Origin of the sequence: Ferrimonas lipolytica (assembly GCF_012295575.1) — a bacterium.
Classification (GTDB): domain Bacteria; phylum Pseudomonadota; class Gammaproteobacteria; order Enterobacterales; family Shewanellaceae; genus Ferrimonas; species Ferrimonas lipolytica.
Genome location: NZ_CP051180.1, coordinates 1,384,012 through 1,402,868 on the forward strand (window position 1 = coordinate 1,384,012; position 18,857 = coordinate 1,402,868).

At 48.1% G+C, this 18,857-nt stretch carries 9 protein-coding genes; all 9 read left to right on the forward strand.

Annotated features, from left to right (window positions below; all coding sequences use genetic code 11):
• Positions 1 to 18 precede the first annotated feature (18 nt).
• The 9 genes from prc (at position 19) to HER31_RS06615 (ending at position 18,825) form a co-directional block, all read left to right on the forward strand.
• Positions 19 to 2,061 (forward strand): carboxy terminal-processing peptidase, encoded by a 2,043-nt coding sequence (prc, locus tag HER31_RS06575; RefSeq protein WP_168659819.1) that lies wholly within the window; start codon positions 19 to 21, stop codon positions 2,059 to 2,061.
• Between the two features lie 134 nt (positions 2,062 to 2,195).
• Positions 2,196 to 3,569, forward strand: a complete 1,374-nt coding sequence (locus HER31_RS06580) for a sodium-dependent transporter (RefSeq protein WP_168659820.1) — start codon at positions 2,196 to 2,198, stop codon at positions 3,567 to 3,569.
• A 166-nt stretch (positions 3,570 to 3,735) separates the two neighbouring features.
• The gene (pepN, locus tag HER31_RS06585; protein ID WP_168659821.1) at positions 3,736 to 6,339 is read left to right on the forward strand and encodes an aminopeptidase N; all 2,604 of its coding nucleotides are present in this window, start codon (positions 3,736 to 3,738) and stop codon (positions 6,337 to 6,339) included.
• 14 nt (positions 6,340 to 6,353) lie between these two features.
• Positions 6,354 to 6,575, forward strand: coding sequence for a DUF2835 family protein (locus HER31_RS06590; protein WP_168659822.1), 222 nt, complete (start codon positions 6,354 to 6,356; stop codon positions 6,573 to 6,575).
• A gap of 314 nt (positions 6,576 to 6,889) precedes the next feature.
• A complete protein-coding gene (locus HER31_RS06595; protein ID WP_168659823.1) occupies positions 6,890 to 8,968 on the forward strand; it encodes a DUF1302 domain-containing protein in 2,079 nt (692 codons plus the stop codon).
• A gap of 12 nt (positions 8,969 to 8,980) precedes the next feature.
• Positions 8,981 to 10,342 carry a DUF1329 domain-containing protein gene (locus HER31_RS06600; protein WP_168659824.1) on the forward strand — a complete coding sequence of 454 codons (1,362 nt, stop codon included), beginning with the start codon at positions 8,981 to 8,983 and terminating at the stop codon, positions 10,340 to 10,342.
• Between the two features lie 47 nt (positions 10,343 to 10,389).
• Complete coding sequence (locus HER31_RS06605; RefSeq protein WP_168659825.1) at positions 10,390 to 11,391, forward strand: WD40/YVTN/BNR-like repeat-containing protein; 1,002 nt, start codon at positions 10,390 to 10,392, stop codon at positions 11,389 to 11,391.
• 15 nt (positions 11,392 to 11,406) lie between these two features.
• Positions 11,407 to 13,761, forward strand: a complete 2,355-nt coding sequence (locus HER31_RS06610; RefSeq protein ID WP_168659826.1) for an efflux RND transporter permease subunit — start codon at positions 11,407 to 11,409, stop codon at positions 13,759 to 13,761.
• Positions 13,762 to 13,986: 225 nt separating this feature from the next.
• Entirely contained in the window at positions 13,987 to 18,825 is a 4,839-nt protein-coding gene (locus HER31_RS06615; RefSeq protein ID WP_168659827.1) for an NAD-glutamate dehydrogenase, read from the forward strand.
• Positions 18,826 to 18,857: the final 32 nt, after the last annotated feature.

Genomic DNA, 18,857 nt, shown 5'->3' on the forward strand with positions numbered 1-18,857 from the left:
ATAAGGAGTTGCGAGTAGATGATAAAGAATAAGATAACCATGTTGCTGGCTGGTTTGGTACTCAGTGCCCAAGCCGTAGCGGTTTCTCCTGCTATTCCACTGCAGGATATGCCGGAGCTCAGCCAAGAAGCTCAACATATGATTGGCAGCAAACGGGTTAATGATCTTTTCACTCGCTCACACTACCGTAAGGTCGAATTAAACGCGGAATTTGCCGGACAGGTATATCAACGCTACCTAAAACAGCTTGATATGAACCGCTCTAACCTACTGCAGTCGGATATCGACGGCTTTAAGGGCTTAGAAGCGGGCCTGTTGCGGGAGATCCAAGCTGGCAAACTGTCACAAGCTTACGACCTATATGAGCTCTCCATCAGTCGTCGTTATCAGCGTCTAGAGTATGCTTTATCGCTGCTTGATGAGCCGATGAAGTTTGATGTCGAAGGGGATCGCTACGATTACGATCGTACTGAACAGTCTTGGGCGACGACAACGGCTCAACTTGATGAGATTTGGCGTCAACGGGTTAAGAATGACGCGCTGAGCCTGGCCATGACGGGCAAGGAGTGGCCTGAGATTAGCGAAATGCTAACTAAGCGCTACAACAATGCCATTAAACGTTTGAGTCAGACCCAAAGTGAAGACGTATTCCAATCGGTAATGAACGCCTTTGCTTACACGCTGGAACCCCACACTCGTTATTTATCGCCGCGTAACGCCGAGCGTTTCAAGACCGAAATGAACCTCTCCCTTGAGGGGATTGGTGCGGTGTTGATGATGACAGACGATTATACGGTTGTTCGAGAGTTGGTTACTGGTGGTCCTGCAGATAAGCAGGGCGAACTGAAACCAGACGATAAGATCATTGGCGTCGCGCAAGAGGGCGAAAAGGTGGTCGATGTTATCGGCTGGCGTCTAGATGACGTGGTTGAACTTATCAAAGGTAAGAAAGACTCGACAGTTACTCTGCAAATTTTGGCAGCCAAAGATGGCAATAATGGCCTACCAAAAGAGATTGAGATTGTTCGAGATGAGGTTCGTCTTGAAGATCGTGCCGTTAAGTCTGAGGTTCGTGAAGTACCGTCATCAGCTGGTACTCGTACCATTGGTGTCATCGATATCCCGAGCTTCTACATGGACGTTAGCGGAGACGTAGCTAAAGAGATCGCCAAGCTAACTGAGCAGAACGTTGAAGGCATCGTTGTTGACCTGCGTAATAACGGCGGTGGCTCGTTGTCTGAAGCCAGCTTGTTAACTGGATTATTCATTCCACAAGGCCCGGTGGTGCAGATCCGCGACCAGCGTAACAAGATCACCGAAAATGGCGACCGCGATGCACGGGTTGCTTACGACGGCGAACTAACTGTATTGGTTAACCGTTACAGTGCCTCAGCTTCTGAAATTTTTGCCGCTGCGCTGCAAGATTATGGTCGAGCGGTGGTTATTGGTGAACAAACCTTTGGTAAAGGCACAGTCCAACAGCATCGGCCATTAGGTCGCATCTACGATATGTACGATAAGCCGCTGGGTAATGTTACCTACACCATTTCGAAGTTTTATCGCATTAATGGCGGTTCGACTCAGCTTAAAGGTGTCATTCCTGATCTAAGCTTCCCTAGCTTTGTTAAAGAAGGGGAATACGGCGAGTCTCAGGAAGACAATGCGTTACCGTGGGATTCAGTACCAAGCGCGCGTTACCGCACCTTTGGCGATATCGACGCTGAGATGCTGAATTACTTAGATAGTCGTCATCAAGCTCGAATTGGTGATGAATATGAGTTTTCACTGTTGCGTGAAGATATCGCTCGTTATCGCTTAGACAAAGATAAGAAGTGGGTCAGCTTGGTTAAAGCAGAACGTGAAGCGGAACAACAAGCCGATGACGATCGCGCTTTGGCTCGCATGAACGAACGCTTGAAGCAACAAGGGTTAGAGCCAGTTACCGATCTTGCTGATGCTGAAGATATTGAATTGCCAGATTATCAATTAGATGAAGCGGCTGCGATTACAGTTGATGTGATTGACTATGGATTAACGGCGCGACTAAAAAACGCATCGTAGCCCCAATTCCGCGTAATTAACCAAACGCCGCTCCCTGAGCGGCGTTTTTTATTGTCTGAAAAACTTGCCGTAACAAGCTATACGCGTTACAAATTTCCTTGCAATAACAAAAAAATAACATCGACGGGGAAGTCATGAGTAACCACAACATAAAACACGAACAATGGTCGAGTCGCCTGACCTATATGCTCGCTGCGACTGGGGCAGCAGTGGGCTTAGGTAATATCTGGAAGTTTCCATACATCATGGGAGAGAACGGTGGTGGCGCCTTTGTCTTGGTTTATCTTGGCTGTATTTTACTGATTGGGATCCCGGTAATGATGTCTGAGGTACTGATCGGTAAGGTCGGTCGACAGGCTCCGGCACGTTCGGCACGGTTGGTGGCAGCACAGTCTGGCGGCAGCAAACACTGGTCAGTTGTCGGTTGGTTTGGCTCGGTGGCAGGTTTTCTTATCTTGTCGTTTTACGTGGTGATTGCTGGCTGGGCGCTAGCCTACACTTTTTACGGTTTTAGTGGCGATTTTACCGATAAGTCGCCAGCACAGATTGGCAATATTTTCAGTACACTGAACCAGTCTGGCGGGCAGTTGATGGCCTGGAGTGGAGTGATAATCTTTGCCACGACGGTGATCGTTGGCCTTGGGGTAAAGGCAGGTCTGGAACGGGCAGTTAACTGGATGATGCCGGCGCTGTTTGTACTTCTGTTAGTGATGGTAGGTTACGCCGCTAGCACCGGCGATATGGGCTCGGCTATGAGCTTTATGTTCAATGCCGATTTCAGCAAGCTAAGCTGGAATGGTGTACTGGTTGCGTTGGGTCATTCGTTCTTTACCCTATCGCTCGCGTCAGGAATCATGACCATGTACGGCGCTTACCTGCCAGAAAAAACCTCGCTGGTTAAAACATCGTTGTGGATTGCGATTATGGATACTGTAGTCGCCTTGTTAGCGGGGATTGCAATCTATCCCATCGTATTTGCCAATGGTTTAGAGCCTGGCGCAGGACCAGGACTCATCTTTCAAACCTTGCCTATTGCCTTTGGCAGTATGCCCGGCGGCCAGTTTTTTGGTGGTCTATTTTTCTTGATGTTGGTTGTTGCAGCATTGACCTCGGCGTTAGCATTGATTGAATCGTCAGTCGCATGGTTGGTTGAGAATCGTGGCTTTAAACGTATGCAGGCGGCGGTGGTTAGCGGTTTCTCTATCTGGCTACTGAGTTTGCTCACGGTGTTCTCAATCAGCGGTGAATCGTGGACCGTGGTAACGCTGTTTGCTACCGACATGTCGCTGTTTGATATTCTCGACTTCACCACCTCGAATGTGATGCTGCCACTGGGCGGGCTTATGACAGCGGTATTTGTTGGCTACGTAGTGAATACGGAAATCAGCAAACGAGCTATCGACAGCACTGCGGCAATCTACAGGTTGTGGTGGCTATGCGTTCGTTATGTCGCGCCAATTGCAATTGTATTAGTGTTTTTGCAACTGTCCGGGATTGTTAGCTTTTAAGCAGCACTGTTACCACCAAAAAACCGGCCACGCGGCCGGTTTTTTGGTCAATCAAGCTGTGGTTTTACTCTTTGGTGGATGTAGCGGACGAAAACGTGACATTGATTGGTATACTCGGCCATTAGAGTAGGTTTACCACGATTTCTACAGTAAGGAGACTGCGCCAATGTCGGCCATGCAAGCACAACTGCGTACTGATTACCAATCACCGCAATACACCATTGAACAGCTGCACCTCGATTTTAAGTTGGATGAGCATGCCACCATCGTCACTGCTGTTTCACAAGTAAAACAGCTTGTGGCTGCAACCCCACAATTGGTTTTAGACGGTGAGCACATGAAGCTGCTGTCAGTCGCTATTGATGGCGAAGTTTTAGCGCAGAGCCGCTACCGGGTTATCGACAATCAACTGATCATAGACGTTGATTTAGCGTCATTTGAGCTAACGGTAATTACTGAGATTGATCCTGCCAACAATACCGCTTTGGAAGGGTTATATAAGTCCGGTGGTGCATTTTGTACTCAGTGTGAAGCTCAAGGCTTCCGCCGCATTACCTTTTTCCTCGACCGCCCTGACGTGTTGGCTAAATACACCACTCGCGTTGAAGCTGATAAAGCCCAATACCCATACCTACTGTCGAACGGCAACAAGATTGACTCAGGCGATCTTGATGGTGGCCGTCACTTCGCGGTTTGGCAAGACCCATTCCCGAAGCCTAGCTACCTGTTTGCTTTAGTAGCCGGTGACTTTGATCTGCTTGATGATACCTTTATTACCCGCAGTGGCCGCAAAGTTGCGCTAGAGCTATTTGTTGATCGCGGTAACCTGCATCGCGGCGAACACGCGATGGCGTCGTTAAAGCGTGCGATGAAGTGGGACGAAGAACGCTTCAATCTTGAGTACGACCTTGATATCTACATGATCGTTGCTGTGGATTTCTTTAACATGGGGGCGATGGAGAACAAAGGACTCAACGTCTTTAACTCTAAGGCGGTATTGGCCGATCCACAAACGGCAACCGACGACGAATACCATCGTATCGAGTCGATTATTGGCCATGAGTATTTCCACAACTGGACCGGTAACCGTGTTACTTGCCGTGATTGGTTCCAACTCTCGCTCAAAGAAGGCTTAACGGTATTCCGTGATCAGGAGTTCTCCTCTGATCTGGGTTCGCCTGTGGTTAACCGCATCGACGCAGTCAACGTGATGCGAACTCATCAGTTTGCTGAAGACGCTGGCCCAATGGCACACCCTATCCGCCCTGAGCAAGTGTTAGAGATGAATAACTTCTACACGGTGACGGTATACGATAAAGGCTCTGAAGTGATTCGGATGATGCACACCTTATTGGGTGAAGCCCGCTTCCAGCAGGGGATGGCGCTGTATTTCGAACGTCACGATGGTCAAGCGGTAACCTGCGATGATTTTGTTGCTGCAATGGAAGACGCTTCTGGAGTTGATCTAACTCAATTCCGTCTTTGGTACAGTCAGTCTGGTACCCCTGTAGTTAAGGCAATTGAGAGTTATGATGCCGACAAACAGCAATACACGCTGACCCTCACTCAAAACACGCCAGCAACGCCTGACCAAACTGAGAAACAGCCACTGCATATTCCGGTCGCGATTGAACTACTTGATAGCGAAGGGAAGGGCATTGAGCTTAAGCGCGATGGCAAGGTGGTAGCGAACATCCTTAATTTCGTTGAAGCCGAACAGAGCTGGGTATTTGATCAGGTATCTGGGCCGGTTGTGGCATCTTTGTTTGAGAATTTCTCCGCACCTATCAAGTTGGAACAGAACATTTCATCGCAGCAACTGGCACTGATTGTTGCTAATTCTAGCAGCGACTTTTCTCGTTACGATGCTGGTCAACGTCTGTTTACCTCTGAAATCTTTGCCATTGCAGACGCTGAGGCTGAGCGCGCCTCAGACACCTTAATTAACGCACTGCGTAAGGTGTTGCTCGATCCAACTCGTGATCCGGCTTTGGTTGCATTGATGCTGTCGCTACCGGCAGAATCGGCATTAGCGCAAGATCGTAACGATATTGATGTTGAAACTATTCACCTAACTCGCCGCGCGGTGTTAGCACAGATCGGTTTGGAGTTAGAGGACGAGTTGCTGGCACGTTACCGTGAGTGCATCGCTAGCAGTTATCAGCAAGACGCTGCTGCGGTTGGTCGTCGAGCCTTAAAGAATGCGTGTTTGTTCTTGTTAGCCATTGCCGGTAAAGCAACTACGCAAGAGTTGTGTGGTCAACAGTTCGCGCAGGCGGACAATATGACCGACCGCCTAGCAGCACTAAATGCAATGAACCAAGCGCAATTGCCAATTGTTAAGGACGCTTTGGCTACCTTCGAATCACAATGGCACCAAGATGCATTGGTGATGGATAAGTGGTTTAGTCAGGTTGCTATGGCGCCCAATGCTAACGTCCTTGCGGACATCGAAAAGGCGATGGCACACCCAATGTTTGATATAGCAAACCCGAACCGAGTGCGCGCACTTATCGGTGCCTTTGCCAGTGGCAACCGTAACCAATTTCACGCATTAGATGGTAGTGGCTACCGCTTCTTAACTGATAATTTGGTTAAGTTGAACACCATTAATCCACAGTGTGCAGCACGCATTATTACGCCATTACTGGGCTGGAAAGAGTTGGATGGTGAACGTCAGGCATTAATTAAGGCGCAGCTACAGCGTCTCGCTGATCTGCCTGATTTGAGCCGTGACTTGTATGAAAAAGTAACCAAGTCTCTAGCTTAAGATTATTACTGGCAATGGCTACTACATTTACCTTTAACGTAAACATCGATTGGAGCGAGTTCCAACGATACTACGGTGGCACAGCCAAAATGGTTGTGTGTCAGACTGAAGATGGCAAAGTCTTGCATATTCATGCAAGACATTTTAGACCGTTTTTAGACCGCAATGGGGTGTTCGGGCGGTTTACGCTCACGCTCAACCGTGCAGGTGAAGTGAACCAGCTAATTAAAATTTAATTGGCGGCTAGAGTAAAAACTTAAAACGATACAAGGCCTCAGTTAGAGGCCTTTTTTGATCTGTGGTTTGCAGTTAAGTTGCTATTTATCAATGGGTTATATTTAGAAGGGACGAATGACGCCAGTTCTGTTTTTAGTGCGTAAAAACGGAAGATTTAAATGGTTGTTTGAAAATTACGTTAACGCGTTAAAATTTAAGCCTTTTAATGCTGCAAAGATGTTGCAGCGGGGGTTGCGATGCGTTAACAATGGTTTTAATTTCCTGCATAGGGAATTTAACAATCACAATAATCAGGGAAGGGAGAGAAGCGAAAATGACATCAAATTCATTACGCTTTCACAAAACGGCTCTTGCGGTAATGGTCGGTACAGTTCTGGCTACTCCCGCACAAGCAGTTTCGTTCCAATGGGGAGATATCGAAGGTCGTTTTGACTCCACATGGACTGCAGGTGCGGCATGGCGTGTAGAGGAAAGGGACTTAGACAAAATTGCTAAGGGCAACTTAGTAACATGGCCGGGGTTTGGTTTTACCCAAGACGCTAATGGCTTAGTTAACGGTTTTAATGACCGACCTAATCCAGCCGACTTTTTTAAGAACCGTGGTAGTTTCTCTGCCAACGGTGATTTGTCTAATCAGCTATATGATAAAGGCGATACCTTTAGTGAAACGTTTAAGGGTACCCACGAATTAGAGTTGGTTTACGACAACATGGGCTTCTTTGCTCGTGGCATGTACTTTTACGATAATGCCTTAGAGAACGATAACTTCAGCTACAAAAATTCGCTGACTGGCGATGAGTACAAGGTATGTGACGACGATAAAGCGTCCGAGTACGCCTGTTCTGATATTCGTATGCTCGACTATTTCTTCTTTATCGACACCGATATTGGAGAGATGCCGTTTTCGTTCCGTCTTGGTGACCAAGTAGTAAGCTGGGGTGAAAGTACCCTTATTGCCCACGGTATTAACCAAGTTAACCCTGTCGATCTGGCACGCTTACAGGCGCCTGGTGCAGAGCTTAAGGAAGCCTTTATTCCGGTTGGCATGGCCTGGGCAAGCTTGGGCGTGACAGAAAATCTAAATATTGATGCGTTCTATCAGTATCGTTGGGAAGAGACACGTCTGCCTGCTGCTGGAACCTACTTTGCTTCAAATGATTTCGCCGGTGCCGGTGGTTATGCCAACCAGGCCCAGCTTGGTTTTGCCAGTAACCCTGATATCACCATCGACCAAGTACTGCGTGAGTACAATAAACTGGCGACTAGCGTAGCCACAATTGCTGGTGCCGGTGGCGACCCTTCAGCACTCGGTGCATTAGCCATTCCATACGCCACCAAGGTTGCGTTGGTAGATCACGCTGACAAACCAAGTGACCAAGGCCAATACGGTATTAAACTGGGTTATTTTGCACCAGAGTTGAATGAGACTGAGTTTGGTCTGTACTTCATGAATTACCATAGCCGTCGTCCAATTAGTGCGGGTAAGGCGTCTAACTTTAGTGATGAAGCGATAGCTTCGGACTTAGCTTACCTTGGTAGTGTTGCTGCTGCCGGGCGTGACGTTAACCGCGAAGACCTGTTAGCACTGCAAACGTTTACCCACGCTCAGTTAACCTACCAAGAAGATATCAAGCTGTATGGTGCCTCATTTAACACCACTATCGGCGAGACTTCAGTAGCCGGTGAAATTGCTCACCGTCAAGATGAACCATTGCAGATTGATGATGTTGAGTTGTTGTTCGCTGGTATGCCGGAGCAGTTGGCTAATGCAGGTCGAGCTGATCTGTTTACCGACCTGTCTCAATACGTTAAGCCTGATGGCACCCGCTTGATGCCGGGTGAAACAGCGCCTGGTCATATTCTGGTTGATACTACTCAAGTACAAACCACCTTTACCCATATCTTTGGTCCAACTTTTGGCGCTAACAACTTCGTTATGCTTGCTGAGGTTGGTGGTGTGTGGATCCACGATATGCCGAGCCACAGCGAATTGCGTTTGAATGGGCCCGGTACCGAACGAGCCGGCAGTCAAGGCCGTGAAGATAACCTCGATGCACTGGAATACTTGCATGCCGGTGCTGAAGAAGATGCCTTCCCTGATGATTTTGCTTGGGGTTACCGAGTGGTAGCTAAGGCCGATTACGCCAATGCTGCGTTTGGTTGGAACCTGTCACCTCGAGTGGTATTTAGCCATGACGTGAAGGGCACAACACCTGATCCATTGTTCCTGTTTACCGAAGATAAGAAGTCAGCGGCATTTACCTTGTCAGCGGATTACTTGTCTACCTGGTCGTGGGACTTGAGCTACAACATGTTCTTTGACGGCAAAGGTTCTACCAATGCAGTTGAAGACAAAGACTTTGTTTCCTTTAACCTGAAATTCGCTATTTAAGGGGTTTAACCAATGAAGAAATTAACTGTAATTGCTTCAGCGTTAGTATTGGTATTTACCGCCGCTGCTCAGGCTAAGGTATCAGAACAAGAAGCCGCTAAATTGGGTACCGAGCTCACGCCGGTTGGTGCTGAGGTAGCGGGCAACGAAGATGGTTCTATTCCTGCATGGGATGGCGGTATTACCGCAACGCCTGCGGGTTATGAAAAGGGCCAGTTTCACCCTAATCCATTTGCTGCTGATGAGGTGTTGGCAACGATTACTTCGGCCAATATGGCTGAGCACAGTGAGTATTTAACTCCAGGCGTGAAAGCGATGCTGGAGCAGTACCCAGACACCTTTAAACTGAAGTTGTATCCAACTCGCCGAAGTGCTTCCTACCCTGAGTTTATTTACGATGAAGTAAAGAAAAATGCCATTAATGCAGAGTTGGTTGAGGGTGGTAACGGCATTAAAGGTGCTTCCGCTGGTACGCCTTTCCCAATTCCACAAAGTGGCGTTGAGGCTATCTGGAACCACATTCTTCGCTATCGTGGTGAAGCCGCGTCGTTACAACGAAACCAAGCGGCGCCAACACCAACTGGTAAGTACACCCTAGTAGAAACCGAAGAGACCATCATTTTCGTTTACGGTGATCCATCTATCTCTGCAGAGGAGATGGCCGAAAAGAACATGATTATCTACTTTAAGCAGGTTGTGACCTCGCCATCTCGCTTGGCTGGTACCGCGTTGCTGGTTCATGAAACCATGGATCAAAACAAGCAGCCACGTCAGGCATGGACCTACAACACCGGTCAGCGTCGTGTGCGTCGAGCACCAAACGTTGCCTTTGATACCCCGGGAACTGTTTCCGATGGTTTGCGGACCACTGATGATTTTGATCTGTATAACGGTTCTCCAGAGCGGTACAACTGGGAGCTGAAGGGTAAGAAAGAGATTTACATCCCTTACAACGATTATGAGCTTCATAGCGACAAGTTGTCTTACGATCAGATCCTAAAACCAGGTCATATCAATATGGATTTGGTTCGTTGGGAGAAGCACCGTGTTTGGGAAGTGGAAGCAACACTGAAGGATGGCGTTCGTCACACCTATAAAACTCGTAACTTCTATCTTGATGAAGACAGCTGGCAGGTCGCGTTGACTGATATGTATGACAACCGCGATGAGCTTTATCGGGTGGGCATGGCACACGCGATTAACTACTACGAAAAACCTCTGGTTTGGTCAACGCTGGAAACCTTCTACGATCTTAACTCTCGTCGTTACTTAGCGATGGGCTTGGATAACCAAGGTGATGTTGTCGACTTCGATGTAAAACTTACTAAGAAAAAATTTACTCCTCAGGCTCTGCGTCGTTCCGGTCGTCGTTAATTGGGTCGTTTCTAAGGGCGCCTTCGGGCGCCCTGTTGGTGGGACATATGCAAGCTAAAATAATAACTTCAATTTTGCTCTCTTCTCTGTGTTTGGCACCCTCATTTGCTGCTGACACCCCTTCCTATATTGCTACAAAGGCGATTAATGCGCCGATCCTCGATATGGCCTACAACGGTAGTAAGATGGTTGCCGTAGGTGACCGTGGCCACTTGTTAGCGCTTATCGATGGAAAATGGCAACAGTTGGCTACACCAAGCCAAGCACTTCTAACTGCAGTTACCTTTGTCGGTAAGAAGGGGTGGGCCGTCGGCCATGACGCCACCATCCTAGTTACCGAAGACGGTGGCTTTACCTGGGCAGTAGCGCAGACGCTACCGGAACTAGATAAGCCGCTACTAGATGTAATTGCGCTATCGCAAGACAATATTATTGCCATTGGGGCATACGGTTTGACATTCCGTAGCCATGACGGCGGCGCAACATGGACTCAAGACTTTTTTGAGTCACTTCTTTATGAAGAAGATATCGAATACCTCAATGAACTCAAGGAAGAGGACGAAGCACTTTACCTCGATGAACGCAGCGCTATGTTGCCGCACTTTAATCGTATCGTGCCGCTACGAAACGGCGATCTGATCATTGTTGGTGAGATGGGGTTGGTTGCCAAATCTGTGGATGCTGGCAAAACCTGGCTAACTGAAGAATCCTTTTATGAAGGCTCGCTGTTTGACTTGGTCGAAACCAAGAAGGGCACCCTTATCGCAACCGGTTTGCGTGGCAATATTTTCCGCAGTACTGACGCCGGTCAAAACTGGGAACAGATTGAAACCGATGTCACTACCACCATCAACAGTGTCGTCCAGCTTAAAAGTGGCGAGATTGTCATGGTGGCGAATAGTGGCTACATGCTAATCAGCAAAGACGATGGTCGCTCCTTCGTTACTGACATTGTCGCTAAGGGTGAAGACCTCGTTAGCGTGGCGCAGCAACGGGACGGCAACATATTAATAGCAGGTAGCGCCGGTGTGCGTTCAATCGGGCTGTAGTACCAAGGAAGAAGTATGTTAGATAAATGGACTAATACCATCGAAACGTTGCTGTTTCGACATAGAGCCGCCGTGCTGTTGATTTTTGCGTTACTGACAATCGCACTAGGTTACTCAGCATCTCATCTGCGCATGGACGCAGCGTTCACCAAGAATATTCCGCTTAACCACCCATACATGCAGACATACATGAAGCATCGCGACCAGTTTGGTGGTGCTAATAGTATTATGGTGGCGGTAGAAGACACTTCCGGCGATATCTACAACCCGGTATTTTTCGAAGCACTGCGTAAGATCCACGACCAGCTGTTTTTCATTCCGGGGATCGACCGTACTCAGGTCAAATCACTGTTTAGTCCATCAACTCGTTTCACTGAAGTGGTTGAAGATGGCTTCCGCGGTGGTCCGGTGATCCCTGCTGATTTCGATGGTAGTCAAGAGAGCGTTAGCCAAGTACGCGGTAACGTTGAGCGGGCAGGTATTGTCGGCCGCATGGTTGCCGACAACTACAGTGCGGCAATGGTTACCGCTCAGCTACTTGACTGGCAGCCGGTCCCGGCGGAAGAGCAGGTCGCTGGTGGCCCAACCACCGAACCGATGAACGTGCTCGCATTTGCTGAAAAGCTTGAACGAGAGATTCGCCAAGAGTTTCAAACCGATCAAATAAAAGTGCATATCATTGGCTTCGCTAAGATGTCCGGCGATGTAGCCGAAGGCGCCAAGAGCGTGGTGCTGTTCTTCATGATTGCCATCGCTATTACCGCAGTAATGGTGTTTGTGTTCTCGCGTAGTTTGTTACTCACATTCTTCCCACTGGCGTGCAGTCTAGTCGCGGTAGTCTGGCAAATGGGTGGCTTGACCATCCTTGGCTTTGGACTTGACCCAATGTCCATTTTGGTGCCGTTCTTGGTATTTGCGATTGGTGTCAGTCACGGGGTTCAGATGATTAACGCGGTAGGACACCGCGTGGCAGATGGAGCCAAAGCGAAGGCGGCGGCTCAGTCGGCGTTCCGCAGCCTTATGGTACCCGGTATGGTAGCGCTACTGTCTGATACCGTTGGTTTCCTTACGCTGCTGTCAATTGATATCGGTATCATTCGTGAGTTAGCGATTACAGCGTCGTTAGGTGTGGCAATCATCATTCTAACTAACCTAATGTTGTTACCGATTCTGCTGTCTTACGCTAAATTCAGCGATTCCTACCTAAATAAGATCCGCTCGTCTCACGGTAAAGCGACCCCAGTATGGGATTGGATGGCTAAGTTTGCCGACGGTAAACGTGCCTTTGTGGTTGTTGCAGTGGCTGCGGTGTTGTTTGTTTTGGGATGGCAACAAGCCCAAACCATGAAAATCGGTGATTTACATGCCGGTGCACCGGCACTAAAAGAGGAGTCGGTATATAACCAAGATACCTTCTTCATTACTGATAACTTCAGTATTACCACTGACGTACTTACGGTATTGGTTGAGGCCTACCCAGAAGCCTGTACCTACCATGAGACCATGGCTCAGATTGATGATTTTCAATGGCGTATTGAAAACATTGAAGGGGTTCAGTCGACGATTTCACTGCCTTCTGTAGCCAAGAAAGTAAATGGCGGCTTTAACGAAGGTAACCCTAAATGGCGTGTGTTGCCGCGTACCACGCCCACGTTAGTGCAAGCAGTAAGCCAAATTCCAACCAATTCTGGTTTACTTGATGGCAACTGTTCGGTAATGCCGGTTTATCTGTTCCTTACCGATCATAAAGCCGAGACCATGAGCCGAGTGATTGATGCAGTTAAACTTGAAGCGGAGCAGTTCAATAGCGATAAACTGACATTTAAACTGGCGTCTGGCCCAGCGGGTGTTATGGCTGCGACCAACGAAGCGGTAGCTGAAGCGCAAACGCCGATGATGATTTATGTCTACGGTGCAGTATTTGTACTGTGTCTAATCAGTTTCCGTTCGCTGTTGGCAACCATCGCTGTGGTAGTACCGCTTTACTTGGTATCGGTTTTGGCGCAAGCGTTAATGACCTATCTCGAGATCGGCTTAACCGTTAGCACCTTACCGGTTATCGCGTTGGGCGTTGGTATTGGTGTCGATTACGGTATCTACATTCTATCGACGATGGCGCCATTGCTACGACAAGGGGTGCCGGTACCTGAGGCATACAAGCAAGCGCTATGCGAGCGTGGTAATGCGGTGGTGTTTACTGGTATTACCTTGGCAGTTGGCGTAAGTACCTGGGTTTTCTCGGATTTGAAGTTCCAGATGGACATGGGGATCCTACTTACCTTTATGTTCTTGGTTAATATGCTTGCAGCAATTCTGTTGCTGCCGGCACTGGTCAGACTCCTCTGGCGAGACAAACCACAAGCAAGTTAATCTGAATAAAGGTCACCGAAAGGTGGCCTTTTTTGCATAAACAACAGCAATAACTGCCTGAGTTTTCAACCGTTAGGGTTTTCGATGTTGCTAGTTAATTAAACCGATGAGATATGGCTCACACAGTGTCACATTTGGTGATATGCTTCGCTGAAAACACCATAAATGGCGTTTGAAACGGTAGCTAAAAAATATAATCAATCGCTGTGTGAAAGGAACACCACCATGGCAAGAATGCAAACCCGTCCTTCGGTAATGCTCGATAACGTTATCGCTCTGATCCATCAGAAAAACGAAGAGCAGCAAGCCCAGTTATTGGAAAAACTGGCACGAATCCTTTTTGGTACATTGTCTCATGACGATCTTAACCAACGTAATGACAGTGAGCTTTACGGCGCCACGTTAAGTTTGTGGCAAAATCTCAATAGCACCCCATCAGGGCAGTCATTTAACCGCGTCTATAATCCGGTTCAAAGCACTCACGGTTGGCAGAGTGCACATACCATTGTAGAGATGGTTCAGCCGGATATGCCTTTCCTGGTTGATTCAGTCACGATGGCATTACAACGTTTCAATATCGCCTCCCATCTGACCATTCATGCGCCTATTGCGATTGCTCGGGATGAGTCCGGTGCCATTACAGAGGTGTGTTCTATCCTTGATGCCTCTAAATCACATGAGCGGGTGTCGGTATTTTTAGTTGAAGTAGAGAACCTACAACTAGATGAAAAGCGTAACGCGTTGTCGAAAGAGCTGACCTCAATACTTGAGGACATTAACGCGTCGGTAGAAGACTGGCAGAAGATGCAAGCCAAGTTGACTGAAGTAGTTAAGCAGATTGATGAAAGTCCATTGGTGACAGCGCAAACCGAACGTGACCACGCGCTCGACTTTCTGGGGTTCTTAGCCAATCATCATTTCACCTTTCTTGGTTATCGCTATTACGATTTAGAGAAGGTTGAAGGGGATTTGGCCTTGGTTGCTGACCATGACTCGAGTCTTGGAACCTTACGAATTCGTCCATCCCAACATCGCAGCATCTTACTTTCCGAGCTACCAGAGGCAGCCCGCAAAGACGCGCTGCAACCAAACTATTTGGTGTTAACCAAAACCAACGCTAAGAGCCGTGTTCATCGCCCAGCCTATGTCGATTACGTTGGCATTAAGCGGTTTAACGATTCGGGCCAAGTAATTGGCGAACACCGTTTCATCGGTCTGTATGCATCAACGATGTATAACAAGAGTACCGATCAGATCCCATTGCTTAAGCAAAAGCTGCACAACGTAATGGCACTGTCTGGTATGGCACCGTACAGCCACGATTATAAAGCATTGGCAAACATTCTTGAGACTTACCCTCGAGATGAGTTGATCCAAGCTAATGAAAAGCAACTTTATGACACCGCAGTTGGGATCTTGCAGATGCAGGAGCGTGACAAGGTTAAGTTGTTTATCCGTAAAGATGTGTTTGGGCGATTTGTATCGGCGTTGGTGTATACCACCAAGGACCGCTACAACACCGAACTGCGGATCCGGACCCAAAAACTGCTGGCGGACTCGTTTCACAGTAAAGATCCCGTGGAGTTCACAACGTATTTTTCGGAATCTCGCTTGGCACGAACTCACTACCAAGTAAAAGTGGCTAATAACGATATGGACGTCGATCTTAACGAGCTTGAAAATAACCTGATCGAGCTCGCCCGTACCTGGGATGACAAACTGGACAGTGCCTTAGTTGAAAGCCGCGGTGAAGCTAAGGGAAAAACCTTATCTAACCAATTTGTTCATGCGTTCCCACGTAGCTACAAAGAGGATGTAATTCCTTCGGTAGCCCTTGGTGACATCGATAACCTAACCCAATTAAGCGAAGACAATAAACTGGGAATGCTGTTCTATCAGCCACAGGAAGTCAGTTCCGCTAAGGGAATGGTGTCACTGAAGCTGTTCCATAAGGATGAGCCAATCCCGCTGTCTGACATCTTGCCGATGTTGGAGAACTTTGGTTTACGGGTGATTGGTGAGCGCCCTTACAAGGTTATCGCTGCCGACGGCAATGAGTACTGGATCCTCGATTTTTCGATGATGTTTAAGCGCGTTATCGACGAGCCAATCACTAGTTATCAAAAACGTTTTGAACAGGCTCTAGCGGAAACCTGGCGTGGTCGCTTTGAAGATGATGCCTTTAACTCGTTGGTGCTCAGTGCGGGGCTTACTGGTGTTGAAGTAACCGTACTGCGAGCGTACGCCCGCTATATGCAACAGATTGGGGTGACCTTCTCGCAGCAATATATTGCTCAGACGTTGGAACAATACCCCCAGATCACCCAACTGTTAATGCAAATGTTCCGCCAGCGCTTTAATCCAAGTAACAGCGATGGCCATTGCATTGAGGCTTTGCAGCAAGCGATTGTGGCTCAATTGGACGATGTTGCCAACCTTGATGATGATCGAATCATCCGTCGTTTTGCTGAATTGATTCAGGCTTCATTGCGCACCAATTTCTATCAGCAAGCGGCCGACGGTCAACCGAAATCCTATTTGTCGATCAAATTCCAGCCAGAGTTGATCCCTGAGATCCCGCTACCAGTGCCTAAATTTGAGGTGTTCGTATACTCAAGTAAGGTTGAGGGGGTACACCTGCGTGGCGCTAAGGTTGCCCGTGGTGGCTTGCGCTGGTCCGACCGCCGGGAAGATTTCCGTACTGAAGTACTTGGACTCGTTAAAGCCCAGCAAGTTAAGAATACCGTTATTGTGCCATCTGGCGCGAAAGGTGGCTTTGTCTGCAAGCAACTGCCGCTCGAGCGGGATGCGATGCTGACCGAAGGAAAGTCCTGTTACCGCACCTTTATCCGTGGTTTGTTGGATATCACCGACAACATTGTGCAAGGTGAGTTAACGCCACCTATTGATGTGGTTCGTCATGACGAAGACGATTCTTATTTGGTTGTCGCTGCCGACAAAGGCACGGCGACCTTCTCAGATATCGCTAACTCAATTTCCGAGGAGTATAACTTTTGGCTGGGCGATGCATTTGCCTCCGGAGGCCAGTTTGGTTATGACCATAAGAAAATGGGCATTACCGCACGGGGAGCGTGGGAATCGGTTATGCGCCACTTCCGTGAAATCGACATCGACTGCCAAAATAGCGACTTTACCTGTTTAGCGGTAGGCGATATGGCCGGCGACGTCTTTGGTAACGGCATGTTGTTATCAAAACATACCCGGTTGCAGGTCGCGTTTAACCACATGCACATCTTTATCGACCCTAACCCTGATGCCGCAGTGAGCTACGTTGAGCGTCAACGCCTGTTTGAACTGCCACGTTCCAGTTGGACCGACTACGATGACAAGTTGATCTCGAAAGGCGGCGGGATCTTCTTACGCAGCGCCAAATCGATAAAACTGACACCAGAAATCAAGAAGATGCTGCAGACGCAACAGGCGAAAATGACGCCAAATGAGCTGATTCATAATCTGTTGCAGATGGACGTCGACTTACTTTGGAATGGCGGGATCGGCACCTACGTTAAGGCGACTAGCGAAACCCATCTTGATGTTGGCGATCGCGCTAATGACGCGGTACGTATTAACGGTAATCAGCTTAAGGCTAAGATTGTAGGTGAGGGCGGTAACTTAGGTCTTACTCAATTAGGACGTATTGAATACGCGCAAACTGGCGGACGTATTAATACCGATTTCGTTGATAACGTGGGTGGCGTTGATTGTTCCGATAACGAAGTTAATATCAAAATCTTGCTCAACCGTTTGGTTGCGGAAGGTGAGTTGACAGTTAAACAACGCAATAAACTGTTGGTTGAGATGACCGAAGAGGTCTCGGATATTGTATTGGCAGATTGTCGCGATCAAACGCTATCAATTTCCATTACCGAATTGCGAGACGCAGACCAGATCAAAGAGCAGATCCGCTTCATTCATTACTTAGAGAAGATGGGCCGACTCGATCGTAGCCTTGAGTTCTTACCAACCGATGAAGAGTTGTCTGAGCGAGTAGCAGCGGGACAAGGGTTAACCCGACCTGAGATCTCAGTGTTGGTTGCCTATGCCAAGATGGTCTTAAAAGAGCAGTTAGTCGATCCCGTTGTAACCAATAACGATGCCATTGCACAGCGCTTAATCCGTTACTTCCCACAAGGTTTACAGAAGCGCTTTGCCGATTGGATGCAGGATCACCCATTGCGGGGCGAGATCATTGCCACCAGTTTGGCCAACGATATCATCAATAATATGGGCTTTAACTTCATTCAACGAATGCAGGATGAGACCAGCGCATCAGTATCTGAAATCGCAATCAGTTATACTATTGCATCGCAGATATTTGATTTTGATTCAGTTAAAGACGAAATCATTGCATGCGATGGTGTTGTTGCCAGCGCCCAACAGTACAAAATGATGTATCAGATGCAACGCACGGTGCGACGTGCAACACGGTGGTTCCTACGCCATCGCAGCGGTAGCACCGATGTTGCAGCGAACGTTGGCTTGTTCCGCCCGGTTGTTCACCAGCTTGCTGATAATTTCGATTCATTGTTAGCGGCTGAAGAAGCTGATTTCATTCAAGAGCTGGCGGATAAGCTGATAGAACGTCATGTACCACAACAATTGGCGCAACGGGTTGTTCGTTCAAGTACATTGTTCTCAGCGCTGGACTTGGCTGAGATCGCTGAGTTAGATAACAAGCCGGTGTTACTGGTGGCAGAGACCTATTATCGATTAGGCTCACGCATTGATATGCACTGGTTCTTAACTCAGATCAATGAACAACCAGTGGCTAACCATTGGCAAGCACTTGCTCGAGCCGGTTTCCGCGAAGAGTTAGATATCCTGCAGCGACAACTAACGCTGACAGTTCTGCGAAACTGTGTTGGCAGCTGTAGTGCTGAATCGATAATCGATCAATGGGTAGCTGAAAACGCTCAGTCGCTTGATCGTTGGTTACACATGATGGCCGAATTTAGGACTTCTAAAAATCATGAGTTTGCCAAGTTCTCTGTGGCATTAAGGGAGTTGAGTCTACTCATTGTACGCTGCGATAATGTCGCTTAAGCGTCATAGAATAATAAATAGGAAGCCTCGGT

Bases quoted from the DNA above. Each gene is read 5' to 3' on its own strand.
- HER31_RS06590 (WP_168659822.1), top strand. From the start codon at position 6,354: ATGGCTACTACATTTACCTTTAACGTAAACATCGATTGGAGCGAGTTC.
- pepN (WP_168659821.1), top strand. From the start codon at position 3,736: ATGTCGGCCATGCAAGCACAACTGCGTACTGATTACCAATCACCGCAA.
- HER31_RS06600 (WP_168659824.1), top strand. From the start codon at position 8,981: ATGAAGAAATTAACTGTAATTGCTTCAGCGTTAGTATTGGTATTTACC.
- prc (WP_168659819.1), top strand. From the start codon at position 19: ATGATAAAGAATAAGATAACCATGTTGCTGGCTGGTTTGGTACTCAGT.
- HER31_RS06580 (WP_168659820.1), top strand. From the start codon at position 2,196: ATGAGTAACCACAACATAAAACACGAACAATGGTCGAGTCGCCTGACC.
- HER31_RS06615 (WP_168659827.1), top strand. From the start codon at position 13,987: ATGGCAAGAATGCAAACCCGTCCTTCGGTAATGCTCGATAACGTTATC.
- HER31_RS06605 (WP_168659825.1), top strand. From the start codon at position 10,390: ATGCAAGCTAAAATAATAACTTCAATTTTGCTCTCTTCTCTGTGTTTG.
- HER31_RS06610 (WP_168659826.1), top strand. From the start codon at position 11,407: ATGTTAGATAAATGGACTAATACCATCGAAACGTTGCTGTTTCGACAT.
- HER31_RS06595 (WP_168659823.1), top strand. From the start codon at position 6,890: ATGACATCAAATTCATTACGCTTTCACAAAACGGCTCTTGCGGTAATG.